Below are 25,505 nucleotides of genomic sequence, written 5' to 3'. Positions count from 1 at the left end.
CCGCGGGACGACGAAGCCCGGCTCGACGCGGGCACCGGCGGGGTCGCGGTCGGAGTTCTCCCGGTCCGCGACCCGCCGGACGGTGGTCAGTCGTCGTAGGGGTCGTCAGCAGGCGTGGCACTGTCCCAGTCCGAGGCCAGTTCCGGATCGATGATCGCGAAACGGGTGCCGAGCGGGTCGGCCAGCACCGCCACCTGGCCCAGGGGCGAGGGATAGGGCTGGAAGCGGAGCCGGGCACCCGCGGAACGAGCCCGGTGCAGCGTCTCGTCGAAGCCCAGGCCTTCCGGTGCGGCGAAGTGCGCGATCCACCTCGGGGGCACGGACGCGGGGGTGTCCGGTGCCATCCGGACGCGGCCGATCACGGTGTCGCCGCCGGTGGAGTACACGACGTGGTCCACGGACGTGCCGTCACCGACCTGCCGCTGCCGATAGCCGAACAGCGCGCCGTAGAACGGGTCGGCGCGGCGCGGGCCGCGCGTGACGAACTCCAGCCACACGAGCGCTCCGGGCACACCCGCGGTGAAACCTCCGCCGTCCACGGGCTGCGCGATGCCGACCGTGGCGCCGCTGGGGTCGTCGACCAGCACCTTGGTCACGAGCCCTGGCAGGACCTGCGGCCGCGCCTCCAGCACGGTGCCGCCGAGACGGCCCACCCGCTCGCTCGCCGCGTCCAGGTCGGCGACGGCCAGGTAGGGGGTCCAGTCCAGGGTCGCCCGGCCCAGCGGGCGGACGCCGGCCACCGGCTCGTCGTCCAGCAGGGCGATCGCGTAGTCCTCACCCGCGTCGTCCCGCGTCCAGTGGTGCTTCCAGCCGAACACGCTCTCGTAGAACCGCGTGCTGCGCTCGGTGTCGTTCGTGGCGAGCTCCACCCAGCACGGGTGCCCCGGTCGGATGATCATGAAAGGCGCCGGCTCCTGGAGGACGTCGTCGGTCGCGATGCGTGCCCGCGCATCACGGGTGGGTCTTGGGCGTCTGCTGCGCGGCCCTGAGTTGCTGCTGCAAGTCGTCGACCTGCTGCTGGAGCCGGGCGACCCGCGCGTCGTCCGCCGTGGGGGCCGCCGGCGCCTCGTCGTCGCGCGAGCCCGAGGTCTCGGCCTTGAGGATCTTGGCGGAGCGCCCGAGCGACCGGGCCATCTCGGGGAGCTTCTTGCTGCCGAAGAGCAACAGGATCACCGCGGCGATGATCAGCAGTTCGGTGGCGCCGAGGTTGGACATGACTCACTTCCTCCGGGACGGGACGAACGGGCCCCGCTTGCCTGAGGCCCGCCACCGACCTTAGCCCGGCCCAGGTGTGTTCAGCGTTGGCGCGACCGCCGTCACACCGTCCAAATCGGACAGTCCGTCTCGAATGTGCTGTGGCGCACCGAATGTCCGGAACGCAGGACCTGGGCCTGCGGGTGAGTGGGATCAGTCCCGCGCCGCGAGCCTGCGCTGCGTCCGGCGGCCCCGCGCCACCATGAACGGAATCGCCCGCAACCCGAACCGCGGGAACGTGTCGGCGAGCCTGGCCAGCGCTCCCCGCCACCGCGGAACGGTGACCACCGGCCGCGGCCGGTCGAGCACGGCGGCGACGGCGGCGGCGATGTCCTCGGGCTGCAACAGGGTGCCGGAGAACGACAGCGCGGCCGCCGGGTCGTCGAGCTTGTCGTGCAGCATCGGCGTCCAGATGCCGTCCGGGCAGACGCACGAGATGTCGACGTCGTGGACACCCGCCTGCCGGAGGTCGGCGAGGGTGCTGAGGCTGAAGCCGATGGCCGCGTGCTTGGAGGCGGCGTACACCGCCTCGCCCACGACGGGCGTGATGCCCGCCAGGGACACGACGTTCACGACGTGCCCGCCGCCGTTGCCGCGCATGGCCTGGATCGCGGCGACGGTCCCGTTGATGGTGCCGAGGGCGTTGACCTCGACCATCAACCTGCGGGTGGTGGCGTCCTGCTCCCACGCGGGCCCGGTCACCAGCACCCCGGCGTTGTTGACCCACACGTCGAGCCGGCCCGCACGGGCAACGATGTCGTCGCGCGCGGCTTCCACGGCCGCCTCGTCGCGCACGTCGAGCACGCGTGCGAGCGCGCCGATCTCGGTGGCCGTCGCGGTCGCGGTTGCCTCGTCGACATCGGTGACGAGCACCGTGTAGCCGCGTTCGACCAGCATCCGCGCGACCAGCCTGCCCACGCCCCGCCCGGCCCCGGTCACGACCGCGCCCGCTTTCGCCGTCATGGCAGGCAGTATCGCGTCATTCGGAGTGCCACGTCACGGCGGAGTCGATGTCCGCGCGCGTCGTGCGGAACCCGTTGGCCGGATGAGTGGTGTCGGGGTGGCCGAACGAGACCCCGACGACGACGCGCCGGGTGTCCGGGAGGGCGAAGTGGTCGCGCAGGAAGCCGGAGTACCCCGCGAGCGCGGCCTGCGGTGCCGCGGCGAGGCCGAGGCTCTGCGCGGCGAGCAGGAACGAGTTGAGGTAGAGGCCGCAGTCGATCGCGCCGTAGACGCCGAGGTCGGCCTCGGTGGTGATGATCGCGACGTGCGGGGCGTCGAACAGCTCGAAGTTGCGCAGCATCTGCCGTCCGGCGGCCTCGTGGTCGCCGCGTTCGACGCCGACGCTCGTGTAGAGCTGCTTGCCGCACTCCCGGCGGCGTTCCTGGTAGACGCCCGTGTACTGCGCGGGGAAGGGGAAGTCCGGTTCGCCCGGGTTCGCCCGCAGGTGCTCGAGCAGCCGCGTGCGCAGCCGGTCCGTCGCCGCGCCCTCCGTGACGACCACGTGCCACGGCTGGGTGTTGCACCACGACGGGGTGCGCTGGGCGAGGGTGAGCATCTGGTCGATGGTGTTCCTCGGGACCGGCTCGGGCAGGAACTGGCGGCAGGTCCACCTCTCGGCGAGCAGCCGGTGCAGCGCCTCGTGCAGGTCCGGGGACGTGTCGGTGTTCAGGACGACCTCCAGGCGGTCTCTTTTCGAGACCGACGCTAGCACGAGAGTGGTCTCGAAAAGAGACCGAATTAGGTAGGGTCGGGTCATGCGGTACGAAGAGCTCGCCGACCTGCCCTGCTCGATCACCCGCCCACTGGTGGTGCTGGGGGACCGGTGGACGTTCCTGGTCCTCAAGGAGGCGTTCGCGGGTGTGCGGCGGTTCAACGCGTTCCAGAACAACCTGGGCATCCCGCGCAGCCGCCTGCAGGACCGGCTCGGCCGGCTCGTCGAGCACGGCATCCTGGTGCGGCAGCAGGCCGCGGACGGCGAGCACGGCGAGTACCGGCTCAGCCGCAAGGGGCACGACCTCTACCCGATCCTGATGGCCGTGAAGGACTGGGGCGACACCCACATGGCACCGGACGGGCCGCCGGTGCACTACCGGCACCGCGACTGCGCCGGCGAGGCACGGGTCACGCTGGCGTGCGACTGCTGCGGCGAGCGCATGACCGCGCACGACGTCGTGCCCGAGGCGGGGCCTGGTCTGCTGGTGCACGCCGAGGCGGCGACGCGGGGTTAGCTTTCCGCGAGGAGCTGTGCCGTGCGTTCGATGCAGCGCATGCGGGCGGGGGAGAAGTCGTACGGCATCTTGGTCAACGCCGTGACCGCGCTCATCTCCCTCACGTGCTCCTCGTCGTCCATGTCGAACAGCTCCTCCTCGGCCGCGTCCAGCCCGGCGGCCTCGATGGCCCGCACCAGTGCCTGGTGGTGGGCGTGGCGCCGCAGGGCGAGTTCCTCGACGCGCGGGTCGTCGGGCTCGACACCGTCGTCGAGGGCGGCTTCGGCCGCGTCGAGACGGTCCTCCTCGGCCCGGAGTTCGGGATCGGTGGCCAGCACGATGAACGTGCTCGCCTGGACCGCGGCGGCCACCCCACCGAAGATCCGCTCGGTGACCATCAGGGCGTCCAGGTCGGACGGGCGCAGCGAGCCGGGCGGCAGGTGGCGGAGCCGGTCCGACACGAGGTCGGAGAGCAGTCCCAGCGGGCTTCCCACGGCGCGCAGCCGCTGGACGGCCAGGCGCTGACGCCTGATGTCGGCCTCCTGGGCGGTCAGGGACTCCTCCAGCCGGCCCAGGTTCTCCTCGATGTCCCACGTCTCGTCGAACGCGGCCCGCACGTCGTCCAGCCTGATGCCGGTCTCCGCCACCCTGCGGATCCACAGCAGCCGGATCATGTCGTCGTGGCCGTAGCGGCGACGGCCGTCCCCGCCCCGTTCGGGCTCGGGGAGCAGGCCGATCTGGTGGTAGTGGCGGATGGCGCGCGGGGTCGTTCCGGCGAAGGCGGCGGCATCACCGATCTTGACCTGGCGGGGCGGCGTGAAGGAGAAGTGCATCGCAGACGGTGCCTTTCGAGCATGTGATGCCCCGAAGGACATCACATGCCGCCGCGTCACGTGCAACACACGAGGTGATCCGCTCAGTCGGCGGTCGCCGAGTCCTGCCGCCGCAACCAGCTCAGGATCGCCCGGGTCGTCTCCTCCGGTTCCTCCTGCTGGATCCAGTGTCCGCAGTCCAGCGTGACCACCTCCGCGTTCGGGACGAAGTCCGTGAGGTTCGGGGACTTCTGGACCGCGTCCCGCTCCCCGTAGATCATCAGCGCGGGCTGGTGGACGACCGGGTCGGCGTCCGCGAGCAGGTGCCAGTTGCGGTCGAGGTTGCGGTACCAGTTGATGCCGCCGGTGAACCCCGACGACTCGAAGGCCGAGACGTAGACGGCCAGTTCGTCGTCGCTCAGCACGGGGTCGCCGAGCGGCGTCTCGTCCAGGGCGAGTTCGATGAACGCCATGCCCGGCCGCGGTGCGCGCGGAGGCTCGTTCTTGCGGTACAGGTTGCGGAGGAACTGCTCGGTGTTCGCCTCGAACACCGCGTCCGCGACGCCCGGCCTCCGGTTGAAGTGGACGAAGTAGGAGTCGGGACCGAGCAGTTCCTCGAGGAACTCGATCCAGGGCTTCTCGCCGCGTTCGAGGTAGGGGACGCTCAGGTTCACGATCTTGTTGACGCGCTTCGGGTGCAGCAGCGCCAGTCCCCAGACGACCGTGGCACCCCAGTCGTGCCCGACGAAGGTGGCGTCCTCGTAGCCGTAGTGGTCGAGGAGGGCGACGAGGTCGCCCGTCAGGTGGTCGAGGTCGTAGGCCGTCACGTCCGCCGGGCGTGAGGAGTTCCCGTACCCCCGCTGGTTCGGGGCGATGACGTGGTAGCCCGCGGCGGCGAGGGCGGGCATCTGGTGGCGCCAGGAGAAGGCGTGCTCCGGCCAGCCGTGGCAGAGCACGACGGCCCCGCCCGTGTTGTGCCGTCCCGCTTCGAAGACTTCGAGCTCCACTCCGTTGACCGGGACGAGGGTGGGCTCAGGACTGGTCGGTGAGGTCATGCGGCGATCTTGCGGACCGAAACCGGTCACCTCGTGACCGGTTTTCGTGGAATCTTGCCCCTGTGCGAACCGACCGGCTGGTGGCCGTCCTGCTCCTGCTGCAACGGCGCGGGCAGGTGACCGCGGCCGAGGTCGCGAGGGAACTGGAGGTCTCCGAGCGCACCGCTCGCCGCGACCTCGACGCCCTGGCCGTGGCGGGGGTGCCGCTCTACTCCACGCAGGGCCGCGGTGGCGGCTGGCGCCTGGTGGGCGGCGCCCGCACCGACCTGTCCGGGCTGACCGAGGGGGAGGCCCGCGCCCTGTTCCTGGTCGCGGGCCCGGCCTCGGTCGCGACGCCGGCCGTGAAGACCGCCCTGCGCAAGCTCGTGCACGCCCTGCCGGAGCCCTTCCGGGACCAGGCCGAGGCGGCGGCGTCGTCGGTGGTCGTGGACCCGCGAGGATGGGGAGCGGGCCGGGCCGGGCGCACCCCGCCGCACTTCCTCACCGCCCTGCAGGACGCGGTGATCCGCGGCGTCCAGGTGCGGCTCGGCTACGTCGACCGCGACCACGCCGCGACCGAGCGGACCGTCCACCCGCTGGGCGTCGTCGCCAAGGGCGAGTCGTGGTACCTGGTCTGCCAGACCGACGCGGGCCGGCGCACGTTCCGCGTCGACCGCGTGACGTCCGCCGAGCCGACCGGCGATCCCGTGCACCGGCCCGCCGGCTTCGACCTCGCCGAGAGCTGGCGCGAGATCGCCGACGAGGTCGACCGCAGGCGAACGCCGCTGGAGGCCAGGGCGCTGTGCGTGCCGCACGGTGTGGGCGTGCTCCGGCTCGCGTTCGGCGGCCGGCTCGAGGTGGGAGGGTCCACTTCGGACGGACGAGTCGAGCTCGTGGTCCGCGGCCACGACGAGCACGTGCTCGCCGGAGAGTTCGCCGGGCTGCTCGAGTGGGTCGAGGTGACCGGGCCCCGGGAGGTGCGGGACCGGTTGGCCTCGATCGGGAAGGCGCTCGTGCGGCGGTACGGCTGACGGACCTACTTCTGCGGCAGCAGCACCGCGGACGGGTGGTCGGCGTCGTGGAAGACCTCCACCGCGGTCTTCCGCGGTTCCGTCGCGGTGTGGGACGGCCGTCCGTCGCCCAGGTTGCGGGCGAAGCGCGGGAACGCCCCGGCCGACACCTGCACCCGGAGCCGGTGCCCGCGGCGGAACACGTGCGCGGTCGGGAACAGCTCGACGGTCACCTTCGTCACGCCGTCCGGCCGCACCTTGACGAGGTCGTCGCAGATGTTGAGCGACCTGCCCCGTTCGTCCACGTCGCACAGCCGGACGAAGAGGTCGCAGGACGGGCGGTCCGCGCGGATCCACACCTCCGCCGTGACCTCGCCGATCACCTCGACGTCGGCGTCCAGCACCGCGGAGGTGAAGACCAGGACGTCGTCGCGCGCCTCCAGTTCGCGGTTGTCGACGGGACCCGCGCCGCGGCTCTCGAGCTTCGGCCCGCCCAGCGACGGCGTCGGCTCGGCGGGGTCGTAGGTGAACGACGTCGGCGGTGCCTGCGTTCCGGGCGCCTGCCGCAACCCGCCGCCGGGCGCGAGGTGCCAGCGCTGCGGGGTGTAGCCGGTGGGCGGCCACTCGTCGAAGTCGCGCCATTCGCCCACACCCATCACGAAGAGCCGGACCGGCGGCTTGCGCGGCGGCTCCGTGCCGCGGGCGTGGGCGGCGGCCCAGCCGACCGTGTCCCCGAGCACCGCGGCCATCCCGCCGGTGTGGCCGTGCCACCACGGCCCGACCGTCAGGTGCGCGTCGCGTCCGGCGGCCCTGAGCACCTGGAAGTCGCGGAGCTGGTCGGCGAGGAAGATGTCGTACCAGCCCGCGATCGAGCTGACCGGCACGGTCACGTCGCCGACGGACGGCGAGTGGTCCTCGTTCTTCCAGTACGGGTCGTCCTGGTCGTGGTGCAGGCACTCCTGGTAGAACGGCCACGTGTGGCCGAGCGCGGCGGTGTCGGCGTCGACCAGCGGCAACGTGCTCATGGCCCGCTGGACGCGCTTGCGCCCGATGCCGAGCACCGCGCGCCACAGCGCACCAGGACGTTCCTGCGTCGCCGTGCTCACCGACCAGCCGAGCAGCGTCTCCATCTCGAACCGGTCCGGCCGCAGGAACGCCAGGGCGAGCCGGGACGACGTCACGTGCGGCACCATCGCCTTGACCCGCACGGGAGCCTCCGCCGCGATGGCCCACTGCGTGTAGCCGAGGTAGCTGCTGCCGGTGAGCACCACGTCGCCGCCCCACGGCTGGTCCGCGAGCCAGCTCAGGGTCGACAACCCGTCCTCGCGCTCGTGCCGCATGGCCCGGAAGTCGCCGTCCGAGCCGAACGTGCCCCGGCAGCTCACCGTCAGCACGTGCAGACCGCGTTCGGCGAGGGCACGCCCGTACAACCAGTCCAGCGGCCCGCTGCGCCCGTACGGCGTGCGCACCACGGCGGTGGGTGCGTCCGGGGCCGGATCGGCGGGCGCCCAGTGGGTCGCGAGGAGCGTCCGCCCGTCGTGGGTCGGGATCCGCAGGTCTCGCTCGACGGTCACGTCGCGGCTGGTGGCCGGGGGAAGCTTCAGCAGCCGCTGGACGAGCAGTCCGATGGCCTTGCCGCCGAGGTCGAAGCGAGGTCGTGTGCCCACCTGATCTTTCCTATCAGGCCGGAGGGCGGACGGCGAGCAGGACCCGTGCTCAGCCGGCGAAGTGCGCCGCCATCAACTCGAGCGACTTCTCCATCGCGGCCTTGTTGCGCCGCGGGAACGACGACAGGTCCAGCAGCAGCGGGATCCGCGCGGTGGACCAGTCGAACGTCTCCGTCACCTCCGTGGCCCCGGCGTCGACCGGCGTGAGCCGCCACCGCCACCGGTGGCCGTTGAAGTGCCGCCACGCGATCAGGCGGTTCTCGTCGAACTCGACGACGGTGTTCTCGATCCGGTAGGCGAGCCCCAGCTTCATGTCCATGCCGAACGTGGCGCCCAGCGCGAGCCTGTCCGGTCCGCCCGGCCTGGCCGCGCGCACGGAACCCGACCCGTCGATCAACGCGTGACCGGCGGGGTGGGCGAGGAGGTCGAAGATCCGGTCGGCGGGCGCGGGGATCGTCCTGGTGACCGAGATGGCTCTCTTGGGCATGGTCCAACCCAAGCACCGCGCCACCGGCGCCGCACGACGGCGAGACGCGGTGCACACTCGCAGTGATCACAGCGGGAGGACTTGGTGGAACTGGACGACGTGGACGGCCGGCCGCTGCGGCCCGGGGCACGTGTCGCGGTGGCCGGGGCCGGCCGGATGGGGCTGCCGATCACCCGCACCCTGGCCGCCGCCGGGTTCGACGTGGTGGTGACCGACGTGCGGCACGACGTGGCCGGGGCGGTGATCGCGAGCGGCGCCCGCTGGGAGCCCGACGCGGGTGCGGCCGCGGCGGGCGCGGAGGTGCTGGTCACGGTCCTGCCGGGCATTCCGGAGATCCGCGAGCTGATGAGCGGTCCGGTGCTGGGGCACCTGCGCCGCGGGTCGGCGTGGCTCGACCTGACCAGCAGTTCGCCGCTGGTCATGCGGCCGATCCAGGACGACGCCCGCGCTCGTGGGGTCGCCGTCCTGGAAGCGCCGATGGGCGGTGGGCCCGATGCCGCGGCCGCGGGCGCGCTGCGGCTCTTCGCGGGTGGTGACGTCGCCACGTTCCGGCGGCTGCGGCCGTTGCTGGAGGTGATCGCCGACCGGGTCGAGCTGGTGGGCGGGCCCGGCCAGGGTTACACCGCCAAGCTGCTCGTGAACCTGCTGTGGTTCGGGCAGGCGGTGGCGACGGCCGAGGCCGTGCTGCTCGGGCAGGCGGCCGGTCTCGACGCCGAGGCGTTGCGCGCGGTGCTGGCGGACAGCGCGGCCGGGAGCGAGTTCCTGCGGCACGACCTGGCCCGCGTGTTCGCGGGCGACTACCTGCCGCTGTTCGGGCTGGACCGCTGCGTCGAGGAACTGGAGGCCGTCGGCGAGCTGTTCCGCGACCACGGCGTGCCGTCGGAACTGTCCGACGTGGTCACCCGTGTGCACCAGCAGGCCGCGGCGCGCTTCGGCCCGGTGGACGGCGAGCTGATGGGGATCGCGTTGCTGGAGGAGTGGGCCGGTTCGCTGTTGCGGCCGGGTGGCGCCGGACAGGTGGCCGATCATCTCTAAAGCTTCAGTGTAGACCGAAAAGCGGAACCGTTGAGTTCTGGTGGTGTCGGGGCCGGTTGTCTAAGGTGTCCGCCATGGTGCGACCACGGCGGGTGACGGCGCCCGTCGTCGGACTCTCGGTGCTGCTCGTGTTGTCCGTCGTCGCCTGGATCGGCGGTGACGCCGTGATCGACCGGCTCAACGCGACCCGCTGCACGGATCCGGCGACGGTCCTGGTCACCGCCGCGCCCGCGGTCGCGCCGGCGCTCAGCGAGATCGCGGACCAGGTCGGGTCCGGCGACGACTGCTACCGCGTCGAGGTGAAGGCGGAACCCGCGCGCGACACCATGACCCGGCTCGTGGACGGCACGGGGTCGCCTTCGGTGTGGGTGCCCGAGTCGACGACGTGGTTGCGGCAGGCGCGGGACTCCGGCGCGTGGCGCGTGCCGGAGTCGGGCACGTCGGTGGCGATGTCGCCGGTCGTGCTCGCCGTGAAGGACCCGGCCAAGGGCAAGAACTGGCGCGAACTCATCGGGCCGGGGACCAAGGCCGTCGCCGGGATCGCGGACCCGGCCAAGGACCCGGCCAGTCTCTCGGCGCTGCTCGCGCTGCGCGGGTTCGCGTCGGGGGAGAAGGACCCCGCGGCCGCGACGGTCGCCGCCATCAGGCCCGTGTCCGGTGACTACGCCGAACGGGCCGAGGACCTGTTCGCCCGCCCGCTGGACGTGTTCCCCACCTCGGAACAGGCGTTGGAGCGGCACAACTCCACGCCCGGCGCGGCCCGGCTCACGGCGGTCGCCGCGGAGAACCCGGTGCCACCGCTCGACTTCCCGTACGTCGTGCTGCCCGACGCGGGCGAGGCACAACGGGCGGGTGCGGAGAAGTTCCTGGCACGCCTGCGATCCGGGCAGGACCTCGGCAGGTTCGGCCTGCGCGCCCCCGACGACAAGGCCGCCGGGCTGGACCAGAACTTCGTGGACGAGACGTTGCGCCTGTGGAGCGGGCTCACGCTGACCGCGCGGGTGCTGGGCGTGCTGGACGTGTCCGGCTCGATGAACCAGGTCGTGCCCAGGACCGGGACGACGCGGATGGCGCTGGCCGTGGCGGCGGCCGAACGCGGACTGGGCATGTTCAAGCCCGGCACGCAGATCGGCCTGTGGAAGTTCTCCACCAGGCTCGACGGGGACAGGGACTACAGGGAGATCATCCCGTTCGCCTCGGTCAAGGAGCACCTCGCGAGCGGGCAGGCCGTCGCCGCCGTCCGCGCCACGCGAGCGACCGCGAACGGCGCGACGGGCCTCTACGACACCACCCTGGCCGCGTACGGGGAGGCCAGGAAGAACTGGGAGCTCGGCCGCATCAACATCGTCGCGATCATGACCGACGGCCGCAACGAGGACCCCGACTCGATCAGCCAGCGCGAACTGCTCGACGAGCTCGCCAAGTTGCAGGACAAGCGCAGGCCGTTGCCCGTCATCGCGATCGGCATGGGTCCGGACGTCGACGTGGACGAGCTGAAGCGGATCGCCGACGCCACCGGCGGCAGGTCGTTCACGACCGTCGACCCCGCCGGCATCAGCGACATCTTCGCGCAGGCGCTGAGCACCATGCTCTGCCAGCCGCCCGCCTGCCGTCCACAGTAGACGGATCAGTACGGGTCGTACTCGCCGTCGTGGCCGAAGAACCGCGCGACCGGCCGCAACCGCAGGCGCAGCAGCACCTTGATGCCCACGTTGCGCAGGAACCAGGGCATTTCGGCGAGCACCCGCCTGCGATCGGCCCAGTCCGGCTGCGCCAGGCGGAAGCGCGCGAGCGAGCCCGCCCGGTCCACGTACACGTAGCGGTTGCCGCACAACACCTTCGCCAGGATGCCGCTCGTGACGCCGATGGACGAGAACGCGTCGTGCACCAGGATCTCGCCGTCCGGCACGAGGTTCTCCGACCACAGCATGTCGTCGGTGTAGGTCCAGTAGTCGTGCTTGCCGTCGATGTAGAGCAGGTCGATGCGTTCGTTCCACCTCTTGCGCAGCCTGGTGCTGTACTCGGCTTCGAGCCGCACGACGTCCGCCAGGCCCGCGCGGGAGACGTTCTGCTCGAGGCGGGCGCGGGTGGACGTGCCGCCGAACAGCTTGCCCTCGACGAACGGGTCGACGGCGACCACCGTCGCGCCCACGGACCTGGCCGCGAGGCCGAGCACGGTGGTGGACCGCCCCTGGTGGCTGCCGATCTCCACGATCCGCGCGCCGGGCCCGAGCCGGGAGGCGGCTCTCCACAACATGGCCGCCTGGTCAACTGTCAACCACCCGGGAACCTGGTCGCCCAGCTCCCACGCTTGCTCGAACGCGGTCGAAGAAGTCATCGCCACCTGCCTGGATGCGCCCCAGAACGGTCGTGGGGGCCCAAGATAGCGATACTCGCCCGCGAGCACTACCCGGTGGTAACTTCCTGCGCCATCACCAGCCTGAAGATCGCACACCGGAACCCGACCACGTGGGTGCTCCTCGCACTCGCGGTGTTGTCGTTCGCCCAGCGCTTCGGTCAGACCACGTTCGACACCAAGCTCGACCTGGTCGTGAACCCGGTCGGCTTCCTGGGCAGGGCGCTGCACCTGTGGAACCCCGAGGCGACGGCGGGCGAGCTGCAGAACCAGGCGTACGGCTACTTCTTCCCGATGGGGCCGTTCTTCGCCGCCGGTCAGGTCCTCGGCATCCCCGCCTGGATCACGCAGCGGCTCTGGTGCGCGCTCCTGCTCTGCCTCGCCTTCTACGGGGTGCTGCGCCTCGCCCGCGCGCTCGGCATCGGCCAGGAGCCGACGAGGTACGCGGGCGCGCTGACGTACGCGCTGGCCCCGCGGGTGCTGACCGAGATCGGGCCGTTGTCGTCGGAGATGCTGCCCGCCGTCATGCTGCCGTGGGTGCTGCTGCCCCTGGTGCTGGCGGACCGGATCGGGTCGCCGCGCCGCGCCGCCGCCCTGTCCGCGCTCGCGGTGCTGGGGATGGGCGGCATCAACGGCGCGATGGTCGTGATGGCGCTGGTCCTCCCGGGGATCTGGCTGCTGACGCGCCGGTGGAACCGCGCGCACGTGAGGCTGGTCCTGTGGTGGGCGGCCTCGGTCATCGCCGTGGCGTTGTGGTGGATCGTCCCGCTGCTGCTCCTCGGGCGCTACAGCCTGCCCTTCCTCGACTACATCGAGTCCGCGGCGAACACCACCTCGCCGATGTCGCTGTTCCAGGTGCTGCGCGGGACGAACCAGTGGGTGGCGTACGTCCTGCAAGGCGAACCGTGGTGGCCCAACGGGTTCCTCCTCGTCGACAACCCGGTGCTGATGGCCGGGACCGCGGCGGTGGCGCTCATCGGCGTCGTCGGCCTGGCCAGGCTCGGGTTGCCGGAACGCCGCTTCCTCGTGCTGGGCACGCTCACCGGCCTGACGCTGCTGACCGTCGGGTACGTCGGGTCGCTCGACTCGCCGCTCGCGGAGACGGTCCGCGGGCTGCTGGACGGCCCGCTCGCGCCGCTGCGCAACGTGCACAAGTTCGAGCCGGTGCTGCGGCTGTGCCTGGTCCTCGGGTTCGTCCACGGACTGCACCTGTCCCGGCCCGCCGGGGTGCGCGCCGCGCCCGAGCACTGGCGGCGGCGCGTGCGCACCGGTGTGGCCCTGCTGCTGATCGCGGTCGTCGCGGCGCCCGCGTGGCTGCTGACCCTGCGACCCGGCCTCGGGTGGTCGGACGTGCCCGGTCACTGGCGCGAGGCGGCGGCGTGGCTCGCGGAGAAGGACGGCCGGGCGAAGACGTTGCTGTTGCCCGCCAACGGTTTCGGCCAGTACACCTGGGGCAGGACCGTGGACGAGCCGATGCAGTCGCTCGCGCAGGCCCCCTGGGCGGTGCGCAACCAGATCCCGCTCGGCTCCGAGGGCAACACGCGGTTCATGGACGCCGTCCACGACGCGCTCGCGGATGGCCGCGGTTCGGCGGGCCTGGCCGACTTCCTCGCCCGGGGCGGGTACCGGTTTCTGCTGCTGCGCAACGACATCGCGCGTGAACCGACCGGGGCGCCACCGCTCACCGTGATGCGCCAGGCGCTGCAGGGCTCTCCCGGCATCGAGCGCGTCGCCGAGTTCGGGCCCGAGGTGCGGATGAGCGACCAGCGGCTCGTCAGCTCGGTCGACGTGACCGCGACCGGAAGGTCGCTCGAGGTCTTCGAGGTGAAACGACCCGTTCCGGTCGTGTCGGCGGTCAACGCGGCGGACGTGCCGACGGTGAGCGGCGGGCCGGAGTCGTTGCTGCCGTTGCTCTCGCAGGGCCTGCTCGAGGCGGACCAGCCCGCGATCCTCGCCGGTGACGCGGCGGAGGGGTCCGCGGAGCTGCTCGTCACCGACGGCCTGCGGCGCAAGGAGCGCAACGTCGGCAGGGTGTCGGACAACCTCAGCCAGACGATGTCGGCGGACGAGGCGTCCCGGCAGGGGCGCGTGGCCCTGGACGTGTCGCCGTTCCAGGACGTGCGGCACCAGACCGTGGCGGAGTACCGCGGCATCCGGGCCGTCCGCGCGTCCACCTCGACCGCCTACGCCGACGCGGCGGGCACGATCGACCCGGCGAACTCCCCGTTCGCGGCGGTCGACGGCGACGGCGGGTCGGCGTGGCACTCGTCGAGCTTCACCGGACCCGTCGGGCAGTGGCTGGAGATCGACCTCGACACCCCGCGCTCGGTCGGTGAGGTGACGCTCGACCTGGTCGACGACCTGCGGGTGGGCTGGGCGGTCACCCGGATCAGGATCACCACCGACACCGGCGCGACCGACCACGACGTGCTCTCCGGCGGCGGTCCGCACTCCTATCCCGTCAGTCCCGGGCTGACCGGCAGCGTGCGCGTCACGGTCCTCGGCGTCGCCGCGGACCGGCAGGACGGCAACGTCGGCGTCAAGGAGCTGAGCGTGCCGGGCATGACGGCGCAGCGGGCGTTGCGCGTGCCCCGCGACCAGGAGGCGGCCGAGCCCGGCTTCTCCTTCACCAGGGGCAGCCAGTCGCGTCCCGCCTGCTACCGGACCGGCGACGCGGTGCGCTGCGACTCGTCGCTGTCCCGCTTCGGCGAGGAGGTCAACGGCCTCACCAGGCTGTTCCGCACCTCGGCCGCGGGCAAGTTCGTCGTGAACGCCACCGTCGTGCCCGCCGCGGGCGCGCGGAACCCGGTCGCACCCGAGGGCGTCACCGTCACGGGCACCTCGTCGCTCGCGGGCGACGTCGCGGCGAGCCCGCTGTCCGCTGTGGACGGTGACGTCGGCACGGCGTGGGTACCGGACGTGACGGACCTGCGACCGACGCTGACGCTGGCGTGGCAGGGGAAGCGGACCGTCTCCGAGTTCCGCGTGGAGGGGCGGAAGGGCTCCAGGACGCCGGTCGAGCTGGAGGCGCGCACCGACGCGGGCACCGAGGTGGTGCGCGTCGGCGCGGACGGGCTCGTCACGATCAGACCGGCGGACACCGAGAAGCTCGAACTCGTCGTGCGCGAGTCGGGAGGTTCCGGCCCCGCCGAGATCGGGGAACTCCGCGTGCCCGCCCTGGACGGCGTGCTCAAGCCGGTGCCGGCGGAGACCCCCTTCACCGTGCCGTGCGGCCGCGGCCCGGTCGTCGACGTCGACGGTGTCAAGATCAACAGCTCGGTCTCCGGCGTGCTCGGCGACGTCGTGAACCACCGTCCGCTCAGGGCCGTGCTGTGCGACGACGACCTGGCCACGGCCCTGGAACTCCCGGCGGGCGACCACGTCCTGAGCACCTCGCGGTCCGACTCGTTCGTGGTGCAGGACGTCTCCGTGACCCACGTCGGCCTGGCGAAACCCGTGGCGACGCATCGCGAGGTGACGATCGGGAAGTGGGACGCCACCGACCGGCGGGTGACCGTGGCGCCGGGCGCCCGCGCGCTGCTCGTGGTGCCCGAGAACGTCAACGACGGCTGGACCGCCACCCTGAACGGCCAGGTGCTCGAGAAGGTCAGGGTCGACGGCTGGCAGCAGGCGTACGTCCTGCCCGAGGGCGACGACGGCGTGGTCGCCCTGGAGTTCGGCCCGGACGCCCGCTACCGCACCGGTCTGCTGGTGGGCGCGCTCGGCGTGCTGGCGGTGCTGCTGCTCGCCGCGATCCCGGTGCGGCGGCGGGTGGCGTTCGTGGCGCCGTCGGAACGCCGGTGGCCGGTGGTCGCGATGCTGGTGCTGCTGGCCGTGCTCGGCGGGATGCTGCCGATCGTGGCGGTGATCGCGTGCCTGCTGGCGCGGGAGTTCTGGGCGGCCGCGCCGAAGGTGATCGCGGTCAGCGGGATGGCGCTGGGGTCGTCGGTCGCGGTGCTCGGCCGGATCCTCGGGCACGGGCAGGAGTGGGCGTACGTGCCGGTGGCGCAGGCCGCGCTGCTGGTGGCGGTGTCGGCCGTGGTGGCGGCCGCGTTCCGGCCGTTCGGGCGGCGGGACGAGAAGAGCAGTGAGGAGGAGGGCGGCGAGGAGGAGGCGGAGCGCACGGCTCCGGTGGAGCCCGTCAGGCCCGCCGCGTCCCCCGAACCTCGATGACCGCCCCCGCCACCACCAACCCGGCCGTGGCGAGCAACGCCCCCGTCACCACCTGTCCGACCGACCCGTTGAGCCACAACGTGATCAGCCCTACCTCGGCCCCGACCGCGATCCACACCGCCACGGTCGACCGCCGGTCCCCGCTCGCGATCCGCGAGAACAGCAGCAACTGCACCAACGCCAGGCACGACCCCACGAGAGCGAACTGCCACAACGGGATCGCCTCCCCGTGGTAGTTCGCCCCACCGATCAGCGACACCCCCAGCGGCCCGAACAACGCGCACCCGGCCACGACGAACGCGTCGAGGCCCGCGCACACCGCCAGCGCCTTGGGCAGCGTGCGGCGCCGGTCGTCCGCGTCGGCCATGCGCGGCAGCACCAGCACACCCACCGCCTGCGGCAGCCAGTACGCGATCTTCGTGACGACCGCCCCGACGGCGTAGCCGCCCGCGAGGTCGGCGAGCTGGTGGCGGGCCAGCACGAGGTCGAGGTTGACCAGCAGCACCAGCGCCAGCATCGCCTGCGACGCGTGCAGCACGTCGGGTCCGCCCGCGGGCCGGGCCGGGCGGGGCGCGCCGCAGAGCCGCCACCCGGTGAGCACGACGAGGAACGAGCCGATGGCCGTGCCCGCGAGCACCGAGGTGGACGTGGGGGAGAGCCACAGGCCGATCACCCCGCCACCGACCTTGCCGAGCCCTTCCAGCGACACCAGCAACGCCAGCGCGCCGAACCGGTGCGTCCCCTGCAGCAGGCCGTGCAGCACGCCCAGGACCGTGAGCGGTGCCAGGGAGAGCGCGAGCCACACGACCGGCCACGGGCCGTCCAGGTGCAGCAGGCGGGCGAGCAGCGGCACCAATGCCAGCGTCAGCACGGTCATGCCGGCGCTCACGGTCAGGCCCAGGCCGAACAGCGGGCGCGGGCCGAGGTTCGTCACGCGCAGGGCCGCGACGGTCTGCAGGCTCATCGCCGGCACGACGCCGATGACCACGAGGGCGAGCAGCGCGCTGAGCTCGCCGAAGACCGCCGGTGCCAGGGCTCGTGCCGCCGCGATGGTGAGCACGTAGCTGGCGGCGTTGGCGCCCAGCAGCGCGCCGGTGATGAGCAGGGCGTCCAGGCGTGTGGTCGTCGTAGCCGGAGCGGACACGCGAGATCCTTCCGGTGGCAGGCAGGGCTACCGGCGAGTACTACCGGCCGGTAGTTTCGGCGACTGTAGCCCCGGTGCGACCGGAGAGGGAGCAAGTGCGGCCGAACGGACTGACGCTCTACGCCACGTGCGCGGCGCTGGCCCTGGCCGCCCTCGCGCCCGTGCTGTCGCCCGGCTACGCCCTCGTCTACGACATGGTCTTCACGCCGGAGCAGCCGCTCAACGCCGCCGCTTTCGGCCTCGGTGACGCCCTGCCGCGGGCGGTGCCGGTCGACGCCGTGGTGGCGCTGCTGACCCAGGTGGTGCCCGGTCAGGTCGTGCAGAAGGTGGCGCTCCTCGCGATCGTCTTCGCGGGCGCGTTGGGTGCAGGACTGTTGGTGCCGACCGAGAAGACCGGCGTGCGGATCGTCGCCGCCGTCGCGTACTCGTGGAACGCCTACGTCGCCGAACGGCTCTTCATCGGTCACTGGACGCTGCTGCTCGGCTACGCGGCCCTGCCGTGGGTCGCCATGGCCGGATTGAAGATGCGGGAGGACCAGCCGCACGCCTGGACCCGGCTCGTGCTCGCGAGCCTGCCCGCCGTGCTCTCGGCGCCGGGCGGGATCCTCGCGCTCGGCACCGCGCTCGCCACGGCCGGGCGCCGCAGGGCCGGGCAGGTCCTGGCGATCGGGCTCGTGCTGAACGCGCCGTGGTGGGTGCCCTCGTTGCTGCACAACGGTCTCTCCGACCCGGCGGGCGTCGAGGCGTTCAGCGCGCGGGCCGAGAACTGGGGCGGACCGGTGCTCGGCGTCCTGGGGCTGGGCGGGATCTGGAACGCCGGGGTCGTCCCGGCGAGCCGCGCCAACCCGGCGCTTCCCGTGATCACGCTGCTGCTCCTGGGAGCGGCGGTCCTCGGACTGCGCGAGCTGTCGAAACGCCTTCCCGTGTGGCCGTTGGCGGGCCTGGGTGTCCTCGGCGCGGTGCTCGCCCTGATCGCCGTGCTGCCGGGCGGTGTGCCCGTGCTGGAGGCGTTGATCGAGCACGTGCCGGGCGCCGGTCTGCTGCGCGACGGTCAGAAGTGGGTGGCGTGGCTCGCGCTGCCGTTCGCGTTGGGGCTCGCGGCCGCGGTCGAACGGCTGCGCGCACGGCTGCTCGTGGCCGTGCTGCTGCTGGGACTGCTGCCCGACCTCGTCTGGGGCGGGCTCGGCCGACTCGACCCCGTCGACTACCCGGCGGACTGGGCCGCGGTGAGGGAGGAACTCGTCGGCCGGCCCGGTGACGTCGCCGTGTACCCGCTGTCGGCGTTCCGCAGGTTCGACTGGAACGACCGCCGCACCCAGCTCGACCCGGCACCGCGCTTCCTGCCCGGCACGACCGTCGTGGACGACTCGCTGTCGGTGGGCGGAAAGGTCGTGGCGGGGGAGGACCCGCGGGCCGCGCGGCTGCGCAGTGGCGACCTGACCGGCATCGGCTGGGTGCTGGTCGAGCACGGCACACCGGGCCGCGTGGACGAGAACCTGCTGGCGCGCCTGGAGAAAGTCCACGACGGGCCCGACCTCGCGCTGTACCGGGTGCCGGGAGCAGTGCCCGCTGAACCGAACGGCCCATCGGCTGCGCCCGTTGTGCTGGCGTGGATCGCGGCCGGGTCACTGATCGGCGTGAGCCTGTTGTGGAGATGGTTACCGGTCGGTAGATTCGCGGCACCCCGACGTGAGGAGTAGACGTGGAACTGGTTTCGGTGCTGGTGGCGATCGTTGCCGGGGCCGCTCTCGCCGGAGGGGTCGGTGTGATCGTCGTCGAGCAGAACAGCCCGGACAAGGTGGTCGAGCAGCGGATCGAGGAGGGCGTGCAGGCCCAGGAGCCCGAGGTCCTCGACTACGGCTCCCGCTGACCGGGTGACCGTGGCCTTCTCCGGGGACCCGGCGGCCTCCTGGAGCATCCTGCTGGAGGCGACCCTGCGCGAGGCGCCGGACCCCGCGGCCGTGGCCGCGCGGATGTCCCGCGCCAGTGCGGACTTCCCGAACCTCGGCCCCGCCGCGCTCGTGGTCCGGCCGTCCGATCGGGACCTGACGCGCGCGGATTTCGCCGACGGTCACTACGGTGTCGGCGATCCGCTGGTCCGGGTGGCGCTGGCCGGGGAGTCCCTGATGATCGCCGCACACCACGGCGCGGTCGACGGGCTCGGCCTGATCGCGTTGCTGGGCATCGCACTCGGTGAACCGGTGCGGAGTTCGGCGACCGGCGTGGCGCTGCGCAGTCCCGACCGGCCGTACCTCCTGAGCGCTCTCGACCGCGTCCGCGAGGCGGTGTGGACGCCTCCCACGCGCATCCAGCCCTCGTTGCGGGGCAACGAATCCGGCGACCACCTGGTGTCCAGGGCGCTGCCCGCGCTGAAGCTGGGCAGCGCCAGACTCACGTCCGCCGCACTGGAGACGACGCGGAAGTGGAACGCGGCCCGTGGCGCCGCGCACGGTCGCGTCGTCGCCGCGATCGGGGCGTCGTGGCGTGGCGGCGCGGATCCGCGGCCCGAGGCCGACAGCGCGTTGCTCAGGCTGCGCCTGCCCGCCGGAGCGGTGGAGGACGACGTGCGTGCGCTGCTGGCGTCGGCCGCACCGGAAGCCGGCTTCCCGAACGCGCACAACCCGCTGGCGCGGTGGGGGATGCGGCTGCTGGCCTCGCGCCTCGGCAGCACCTTCCTCGTGTCGAACCTCGGTGTCGTCGAGGCGGGCGTCGCCGCCCTGCGCTTCTACCCCGCGGCGAGCGGCCGGTCCGGCGTCGCGTTCGGCGTGGTGACGACAGGGGAGGTCACCACGGCCACCGTGCGCGTGCGACGCCGGGACTTCGACGCGGCCGCCGCCGCGGGCCTACTCGACCTGCTGTGCGACGCGGCGCTCACCGGCCACGAGGCGCGGCGGTAGCCGCAACGCGCTGTGCACGGCGCTTTCGAACGCGTCGAGGCTCTCCTCCCAGCTGAACCGCTGGGCCCGTTCCCTGCCCGCCGCGCCCATCGCCTTGCGCAACGGCTGGTCCCGCAACAACTCCTCGGTCTGCCGGACGAAGTCGCGGAAGTCGTCGGCCAGCAGGCCCGTGCTGTGCTCCACGATCGCCTCGGCCACCCCGCCCGCCGAGCGGTACGCGACCGTCGGCACGCCGTGCGAGGCGGCCTCCATGATCACGATGCCCCAGCCCTCCTTGACCGACGGGCACACGTGCACCCACGCGCCGGCCAGGATCTCGTGCTTCGCCTGCTCGTCCACCCAGCCGTGGATCACGACGCTGTCCTGGACGCCGCGGTCGATCGCGTGCTGCCGCAGCACTTCCTTCCACGGGCCCTCGCCGACGAGTTCGAGTCGCAGGTCCGGCCACTTCGGACGGAGCTCGGCGACCAGGTCGATCGCGTGCTCCAGCCGCTTGTGCGGCACCAGCCGGGACACCGCGACGAGCACGGGGGCCTGCGTGCGCCGCGCGGTGACGGCGGGCGGCGCGTCCAGTCCGTTCGGCACGACGACCGTGCGCCGCAGTTCGACGCCGAGCGCGCCCAGTTCGTCCCGCGTGACGTGGGAAACCGTGATGTAGCGGCACTTCCGGTACAGCCGGGGGGCGAGCCACGACTCGATCCACCAGCCGATGCGCCCGAAGAACGGGCCCAGGGCGCTGTGCCACTGCTCGCGGTGCACGTGGTGCACCAGCACGAGGACCGGGCAACGCGCGACCAGGCGGCTGAAGAAGGGCATGCCGTTCTGCACGTCCACGATGACGTCCGCGTCGGAGCGCAGGATCGCCAGCAGGGCGTGCAGGTAGACGGTGAACTTGTTGCCGCGCCTGCGGAAGCGGACGCCCGCCACCCAGTCGCCGGACGGGGCGCGGTTGTGGTCCGCGCACTGGATCGCGACCCGGTAGCCGAGCCGTGCCAGCCCCGCGGCGATGCGTTCGACGTAGCGCTCGGAACCGCCGCCCTCGGGATGTCTCGTGTCGCGCCAATTCACCAGCAGAATGCTCGGCCGGTAATCAGGGCAACGCGACATCTGCCTCTCCCGGTGCTAGGTTACTGTCAAGTAGCCATGGTAGACGGAATGCGGGAGATGGCAATGGTCGAGATCGGTTCAGTTTCGGCCCCCGGAAAGTTGCGAAAGCCAACTCTCCGACGCTCGGTTCACCTTTTTCGCGCATTTCTGAAAGAGCAGACCGACCCCGACCACTTCTACCGGGTCCTGGCGGAGGACTCGGTCGCCCAGGTGTCGTCCTACGTGTCCCTGGAGGGTGCGGTCGTCCTCGACGTCGGAGGGGGACCCGGCTACTTCGCGGAGGCGTTCCGCGGTGCCGGCGCCCGGTACGTGGGTCTCGACCCGGACGTCGGCGAGCTGTCCGCGCGCGGGGAACCCGACCCCGGCATGATCCGCGCGAGCGGGACGGCGCTTCCGTTCCGTGACGGCTCGGTGGACGTCTGCTATTCGTCCAACGTCCTGGAGCACGTCGACGACCCGTGGCTCATGCTGGCCGAGATGGTGCGCGTGACCAGGCCCGGAGGCACCGTCTTCATGTCGTACACGCCGTGGTGGTCACCCTGGGGAGGCCATGAGACGGCGCCGTGGCACTACCTCGGCGGTCACTACGCGCGACAGCGCTACGAGCACCGCAACGGCAAACCGCCCAAGAACGCTTTCGGCGTCTCGCTGTTCCCGGTGAGCGTCGGGGCGGTCCGGCGGTGGGCCCACCGCCAGACCGGCGCCGACGTGGTCGAGACGTTCCCCCGGTACCACCCGTGGTGGGCGAAGTGGATCACCCGCGTGCCGGTGGTCCGGGAGGTCGCCTCGTGGAACTTCGTCGTCGTGCTCAGGCGGCGTGCCTAGCCCGTCGCCCGACCACTCCGACCACAATTCCGGCGAGCAGCAGCACCAGTCCGACGGAAAGCAGGACGATCGGCCCGGTGCTGCTGATCAGCGTCAATTTGTCGCGCGCTTCGGAAGCGCGTTCAACCGATTCTTTGACGGTTTTCTCGTTGAACGTCAAAGTGGCGTCGAGCAGCACCGTGCCTTCTTTTCCGTCCGGCCCGACGAGGACCTGCCGCTGCTGTTCCGAGCCCTTGATGATGATGCCGCTGGCCGGCTCCACCCACATGGTCCGGGTGTTCTGGTAGCGGCGCTCCGCCTTGACCGACGCCTCGGTGCTGTTCACCAGCGTGCCGGGCACCTCCTGGTCGCGGAACCTGGTCGACGGGATCTTCTGGACGAACTTGTAGACCTCGAGCCCGTTGAGCTGCTCCGTGCCCTCGTAGCGCGCGGTCGACGCCTTGCGCAGGGTGGTGTCGAAGTACTCGTAGTCCTGCGGCTGGGTGTCGAAGGGGAACTTGTAGTTCAGGCCCTCCTGGCGCACCTTCTTGTCGTCCTCGGTGGGGTCGCCCTCGGCGTCGGTCACGTACTGCTGGGTGCAGTCCTGCACCGCCATGTTCGTGCGCCGGTCGAGGCACACGCGGTGCTTCATCGCGGAGACGAGCTGGTTCTCCGAGTCGGTGACGACCAGGCCCTGGTCCCACACCATCACGTCGCCGTCGACCTTGGCCTCCGGCCGGGTCAGGTTGCTCTCGACCTTGCGGGTGGCCGTCAGCCGCGCGTCCCTGACGACGAGTTCCTTGGGGTAGAAGACCTTCGCCGCGCCTTCCGCGACGGATTCCGTCTTCTGGTCGAGCGGCACGACGGCGAGCTCGGGGTACACGTAGAAGCGCAGGACTGCTCCGAGCGCCAGCGAGAAGATGCCCAGTCCTACCAGCACGAGGCTCGCAACACGTCGCACTCGTCCTCCTTCCAGGTGCATGCGGGGTGTGAGAGGGACGTCACAGTGGCGAGGAAACTACCGGACAGTAACCTCTGCGCAACCCTTCGGTCGGGGTGACTCAGGTCATCTTGATCGGTCCGCGTGGAGAAAGAAGCTACTCGGCCGCCGCGGCTTGGAGCCGTTCGGCGGAACCCCTGCTGTCCAACGGGTAGCGGCTGAAGGAAGCAGCTCCTTACTCATCGGCGACGATGCCGGAGGAAGAGACACGTGGAAGAAACCCCTGTGTGCTATCCCGGAGCAGTCGAGCAGGCCCGCCTGCTCGCGCGCGGTGCGACGACCGCAGCAGAACTCCTTGCGACCGCGGAACATCGGCTCGGTTCGCGGCGCGTCGTTTTCACAGATGTCGATTTGGCGGCCGCCCGGCGCAGTGCCGAGGAGGCCGATCGGCGGTTGGCGGCGGGGGAGCGCGGTTGCCTGCTCGGCCTGCCCCTTGCGGTCGAGGACTCCCTGCCCCGTTCGGCTTTCGACGCACTGGCGGCGTCCGGGGCGGTCGTGATCGGACGGACGTCCTCGGCCGAGAGACATCGCAACCCGACGCCCGGCCTCCCCACCACGGCACTGGACCCGAAGGTGTCCGGCACCGCCGTCGCCGTCGCCACCGGCGTCGTGTCCGGCGTGCTGGCCCGCCGCGCGCCCGGAGCCGGCCAGGTGCCGGCGGGAGGTGTCGGCGTGGTCGGTTTCGAGACCTCCGGCGGGTCCGGTGTGGTGGCGAGGACCGTCGACGACGTGGCGCACGTGGTGCGCGGCGTCGGCTGGGAGGCCGTGCCCGCCGACCGTCCACTGAGGATCGGCGTGTCGCTGCGCGGCCTCTCGGTGACCACGCGGACCCGCGCGCCGATGCGCCGGGCGGTCGAGGACGTCGCCGCTCTGCTGTCGTTGCACGTGCACGAGGTGGTGGACCACGACCCGCACCTCGCGAGCGCGGCCCGGCTCCTGCTGGCGCCGCACCTCGCGGCGGGCCCGCGCGAGCTGGAGCTGCTCGGACGGTTCGTGCCCACCCCGTTGCGGGGGATCTGCCGGTCGATGCGCGCGGCGGAGCGGGTGATGCTGGACCACATGTTCGCGGGCGTCGACGTGCTGGTGACACCGGGGCACACCGGCCCGGCCGAGACCACCTCGCTGCCCGGCGGCGTCCTGGTGCGCAACGGCGCCACCTCGCCGTTCGCCCCGCTCTGGAGGGTCAGCGGTTACCCGGCCGTGTCCGTCCGCGCGGCCTCGGACGGCGACGGGAACCCGTTGCCGGTGACCCTGATCGCGGTGCCCAGGGCGGAGGGCCAGCTGCTTCGCGTCGCCCGGATCGTCGAGGAGGAAGGCGGCGCTCATCGAAGCCCGTAGTCGACGTTCGAGGACGACACGACGTTCTTGAGGTCCAGAGAACCGTCCGGGTCGCTGGCGTCGGCGACGCCGTAGGTGATCGCGCCGGCGAGGCACGCGCCGATCACCAGCGCCAGCGACCCCGCGACGAGACCGCGCCTGCGCACGAGCAGCAGGACGATCCCGGCCGCGAGCAGCACGCCACCGGCGACCAGCAGCACCACGGGCAGGACGGTGATCGCGAAGAGCTTCGGCAGGTTCTTCCTGACCTGGTCGACGTTCGCGGTGACCGAGGCGTTGGTGAGCCGCAGTTCTCCCGCGAACACGGGCGTTCCGGCGCCTTCGGCCTGGCCGTCGGCGCGCAGCTCCTGCCGGATGTCCTCGCGCACGGAGAGCACCGCGCCGGTCCTGGGCTCGACCAGCAACGTGCGGGTGACGCCGTAGTACTGCGTGACGTCCACGGACGGTTCCGGGCTGCCGACGAGGGAACCCGGCACCGCGAACCGGCCGAGCGCCGTCGGCGGGACGGTGTGCGCGAACCGGTACACGTCGAGTCCCTGCAGCAGCTGCTCGCCGGCGAAGTGGATGTCGACCGGGCGGTTGAGAACCGTGTCGTACCAACGGTGGTCGCGCCGCTCGGTGTCGAACGGGAACACGAAGTTGAGGCCGGGCTGGAGCAACCGCCGGTCGTCCGCGGTGACCCGTTTGCCCTGCTCGGTCTCGTAGAACTCGCCCCGGCACGGCGCGACCGCCTCGCCGGTGCGGCGATCCAGGCAGACCTTGCGGACCTCGGCGCTCAGCACGAGCTTCTCGGCGTCCTCCTTGACGATCGTCGCCCGCTTCCACACGGTGACGTCACCGTTCGCCTGGACCTCGGGTGCCGCGAGATCACCCTCGACGCGCGTGGTCGCCGTGAGCCGCAGGCCGTGGCGGACCTCCGGCGTGCCACCGGGCGGGTACACGACGGCGGTGACACCTTCTCCTTCCGAGACCGAGACGGTGTTGATGTCGTGCTGCAGCTTGGCCAGCAGGGGATAGGCGTGCAGCTGCAGCACCAGGCCTGCCGCGGCGGCGAAGGCGCCGAGTCCGAGCAGGGCGGCGACGACTGCGGTTCGCACAGGTCCTCACAAGTATTCGGTTGGCAGGGAGGCGTTTCCGTGAGGCGCGACTTCCGGTAACCGTGCGTTCAGTTGTACCT

23 protein-coding genes are annotated in these 25,505 nt (G+C 72.0%); 10 read left to right on the top strand and 13 right to left on the bottom strand.

Annotated elements, in window-relative coordinates:
- Positions 1–86: 86 nt before the first annotated feature.
- The 4 genes from ND450_RS11190 to ND450_RS11175 form a co-directional block, all read right to left on the bottom strand.
- Complete coding sequence (locus tag ND450_RS11190) at positions 87–899, bottom strand: VOC family protein (RefSeq protein ID WP_253326073.1); 813 nt, start codon at positions 897–899, stop codon at positions 87–89.
- A gap of 52 nt (positions 900–951) precedes the next feature.
- Positions 952–1,215, bottom strand: a complete 264-nt coding sequence (gene tatA, locus ND450_RS11185) for a Sec-independent protein translocase subunit TatA (RefSeq protein ID WP_253326072.1) — start codon at positions 1,213–1,215, stop codon at positions 952–954.
- Between the two features lie 192 nt (positions 1,216–1,407).
- A complete protein-coding gene (locus ND450_RS11180; RefSeq protein WP_253326071.1) occupies positions 1,408–2,217 on the bottom strand; it encodes an SDR family oxidoreductase in 810 nt (269 codons plus the stop codon).
- 16 nt (positions 2,218–2,233) lie between these two features.
- Positions 2,234–2,968 carry a nitroreductase gene (locus ND450_RS11175; protein ID WP_253326070.1) on the bottom strand — a complete coding sequence of 245 codons (735 nt, stop codon included), beginning with the start codon at positions 2,966–2,968 and terminating at the stop codon, positions 2,234–2,236.
- A 43-nt stretch (positions 2,969–3,011) separates the two neighbouring features.
- Between ND450_RS11175 and ND450_RS11170 the strand changes: the two genes are divergently transcribed.
- The gene (locus tag ND450_RS11170; RefSeq protein ID WP_253326069.1) at positions 3,012–3,485 is read left to right on the top strand and encodes a helix-turn-helix domain-containing protein; all 474 of its coding nucleotides are present in this window, start codon (positions 3,012–3,014) and stop codon (positions 3,483–3,485) included.
- Here ND450_RS11170 and ND450_RS11165 read toward each other — a convergent pair.
- The gene (locus ND450_RS11165; RefSeq protein ID WP_253326068.1) at positions 3,482–4,297 is read right to left on the bottom strand and encodes a MerR family transcriptional regulator; all 816 of its coding nucleotides are present in this window, start codon (positions 4,295–4,297) and stop codon (positions 3,482–3,484) included. The two genes, ND450_RS11170 and ND450_RS11165, sit on opposite strands and share 4 nt — an antisense overlap.
- Before the next feature lie 83 nt (positions 4,298–4,380).
- Complete coding sequence (locus tag ND450_RS11160; protein ID WP_253326067.1) at positions 4,381–5,331, bottom strand: alpha/beta fold hydrolase; 951 nt, start codon at positions 5,329–5,331, stop codon at positions 4,381–4,383.
- 62 nt (positions 5,332–5,393) lie between these two features.
- On the opposite strand from ND450_RS11160, the gene ND450_RS11155 reads away from it, so the two are divergent.
- Positions 5,394–6,341, top strand: a complete 948-nt coding sequence (locus ND450_RS11155) for a YafY family protein (RefSeq protein ID WP_253326066.1) — start codon at positions 5,394–5,396, stop codon at positions 6,339–6,341.
- 5 nt (positions 6,342–6,346) lie between these two features.
- Here the strand turns inward: ND450_RS11155 and ND450_RS11150 are convergent, their stop codons facing one another.
- Positions 6,347–7,987 carry a CocE/NonD family hydrolase gene (locus tag ND450_RS11150; protein ID WP_253326065.1) on the bottom strand — a complete coding sequence of 547 codons (1,641 nt, stop codon included), beginning with the start codon at positions 7,985–7,987 and terminating at the stop codon, positions 6,347–6,349.
- A 49-nt stretch (positions 7,988–8,036) separates the two neighbouring features.
- A complete protein-coding gene (locus tag ND450_RS11145; RefSeq protein WP_253326064.1) occupies positions 8,037–8,474 on the bottom strand; it encodes an SRPBCC family protein in 438 nt (145 codons plus the stop codon).
- Positions 8,475–8,558: 84 nt separating this feature from the next.
- Between ND450_RS11145 and ND450_RS11140 the strand changes: the two genes are divergently transcribed.
- Together ND450_RS11140 and ND450_RS11135 are read left to right on the top strand one after the other, a co-directional pair.
- Complete coding sequence (locus tag ND450_RS11140; protein ID WP_253326063.1) at positions 8,559–9,509, top strand: NAD(P)-dependent oxidoreductase; 951 nt, start codon at positions 8,559–8,561, stop codon at positions 9,507–9,509.
- Positions 9,510–9,583: 74 nt separating this feature from the next.
- A complete protein-coding gene (locus ND450_RS11135) occupies positions 9,584–11,131 on the top strand; it encodes a substrate-binding and VWA domain-containing protein (protein WP_253326062.1) in 1,548 nt (515 codons plus the stop codon).
- Positions 11,132–11,136: 5 nt separating this feature from the next.
- On the opposite strand, the gene ND450_RS11130 is transcribed toward ND450_RS11135, so the two are convergent.
- Entirely contained in the window at positions 11,137–11,847 is a 711-nt protein-coding gene (locus ND450_RS11130; RefSeq protein WP_253326061.1) for a class I SAM-dependent methyltransferase, read from the bottom strand.
- 75 nt (positions 11,848–11,922) lie between these two features.
- Between ND450_RS11130 and ND450_RS11125 the strand changes: the two genes are divergently transcribed.
- The gene (locus tag ND450_RS11125) at positions 11,923–16,038 is read left to right on the top strand and encodes an alpha-(1->3)-arabinofuranosyltransferase (protein ID WP_253326060.1); all 4,116 of its coding nucleotides are present in this window, start codon (positions 11,923–11,925) and stop codon (positions 16,036–16,038) included.
- Here ND450_RS11125 and ND450_RS11120 read toward each other — a convergent pair.
- The gene (locus tag ND450_RS11120) at positions 16,007–17,182 is read right to left on the bottom strand and encodes a polysaccharide biosynthesis protein (RefSeq protein ID WP_253326059.1); all 1,176 of its coding nucleotides are present in this window, start codon (positions 17,180–17,182) and stop codon (positions 16,007–16,009) included. The genes ND450_RS11125 and ND450_RS11120 overlap by 32 nt on opposite strands.
- Positions 17,183–17,277: 95 nt before the next feature.
- Here ND450_RS11120 and ND450_RS11115 point away from each other — a divergent pair, with 95 nt between their 5' ends.
- The 3 genes from ND450_RS11115 to ND450_RS11105 are packed head-to-tail and all read left to right on the top strand — an operon-like array spanning position 17,278 to position 20,079.
- A complete protein-coding gene (locus tag ND450_RS11115) occupies positions 17,278–18,882 on the top strand; it encodes a hypothetical protein (protein ID WP_253326058.1) in 1,605 nt (534 codons plus the stop codon).
- A gap of 2 nt (positions 18,883–18,884) precedes the next feature.
- Positions 18,885–19,052 carry a hypothetical protein gene (locus ND450_RS11110; RefSeq protein ID WP_253326057.1) on the top strand — a complete coding sequence of 56 codons (168 nt, stop codon included), beginning with the start codon at positions 18,885–18,887 and terminating at the stop codon, positions 19,050–19,052.
- A gap of 4 nt (positions 19,053–19,056) precedes the next feature.
- Entirely contained in the window at positions 19,057–20,079 is a 1,023-nt protein-coding gene (locus ND450_RS11105; protein ID WP_253326056.1) for a hypothetical protein, read from the top strand.
- Here the strand turns inward: ND450_RS11105 and ND450_RS11100 are convergent.
- Positions 20,026–21,147: a glycosyltransferase family 4 protein gene (locus ND450_RS11100; protein WP_253326055.1), complete on the bottom strand. Its 1,122-nt coding sequence runs from the start codon at positions 21,145–21,147 to the stop codon at positions 20,026–20,028. The two genes, ND450_RS11105 and ND450_RS11100, sit on opposite strands and share 54 nt — an antisense overlap.
- A gap of 102 nt (positions 21,148–21,249) precedes the next feature.
- Here ND450_RS11100 and ND450_RS11095 point away from each other — a divergent pair, with 102 nt between their 5' ends.
- Positions 21,250–22,011 (top strand): class I SAM-dependent methyltransferase, encoded by a 762-nt coding sequence (locus tag ND450_RS11095; RefSeq protein ID WP_256557551.1) that lies wholly within the window; start codon positions 21,250–21,252, stop codon positions 22,009–22,011.
- On the opposite strand, the gene ND450_RS11090 is transcribed toward ND450_RS11095, so the two are convergent.
- Positions 21,995–22,951 carry a DUF3068 domain-containing protein gene (locus tag ND450_RS11090; RefSeq protein ID WP_253326053.1) on the bottom strand — a complete coding sequence of 319 codons (957 nt, stop codon included), beginning with the start codon at positions 22,949–22,951 and terminating at the stop codon, positions 21,995–21,997. The two genes, ND450_RS11095 and ND450_RS11090, sit on opposite strands and share 17 nt — an antisense overlap.
- A 249-nt stretch (positions 22,952–23,200) precedes the next feature.
- Between ND450_RS11090 and ND450_RS11085 the strand changes: the two genes are divergently transcribed.
- Positions 23,201–24,328, top strand: coding sequence for a hypothetical protein (locus tag ND450_RS11085; protein ID WP_253326052.1), 1,128 nt, complete (start codon positions 23,201–23,203; stop codon positions 24,326–24,328).
- Here the strand turns inward: ND450_RS11085 and ND450_RS11080 are convergent.
- A complete protein-coding gene (locus tag ND450_RS11080; RefSeq protein ID WP_253326051.1) occupies positions 24,313–25,425 on the bottom strand; it encodes a DUF3068 domain-containing protein in 1,113 nt (370 codons plus the stop codon). The genes ND450_RS11085 and ND450_RS11080 overlap by 16 nt on opposite strands.
- Positions 25,426–25,505: the final 80 nt, after the last annotated feature.

The organism is Lentzea sp. HUAS12 (assembly GCF_024125735.1).
GTDB classification, from domain to species: Bacteria; Actinomycetota; Actinomycetes; order Mycobacteriales; family Pseudonocardiaceae; genus Lentzea; species Lentzea albida.
The sequence above is the reverse complement of the archived record's forward strand: the minus strand, read 5'-3'. Positions and strand labels throughout refer to the sequence as shown.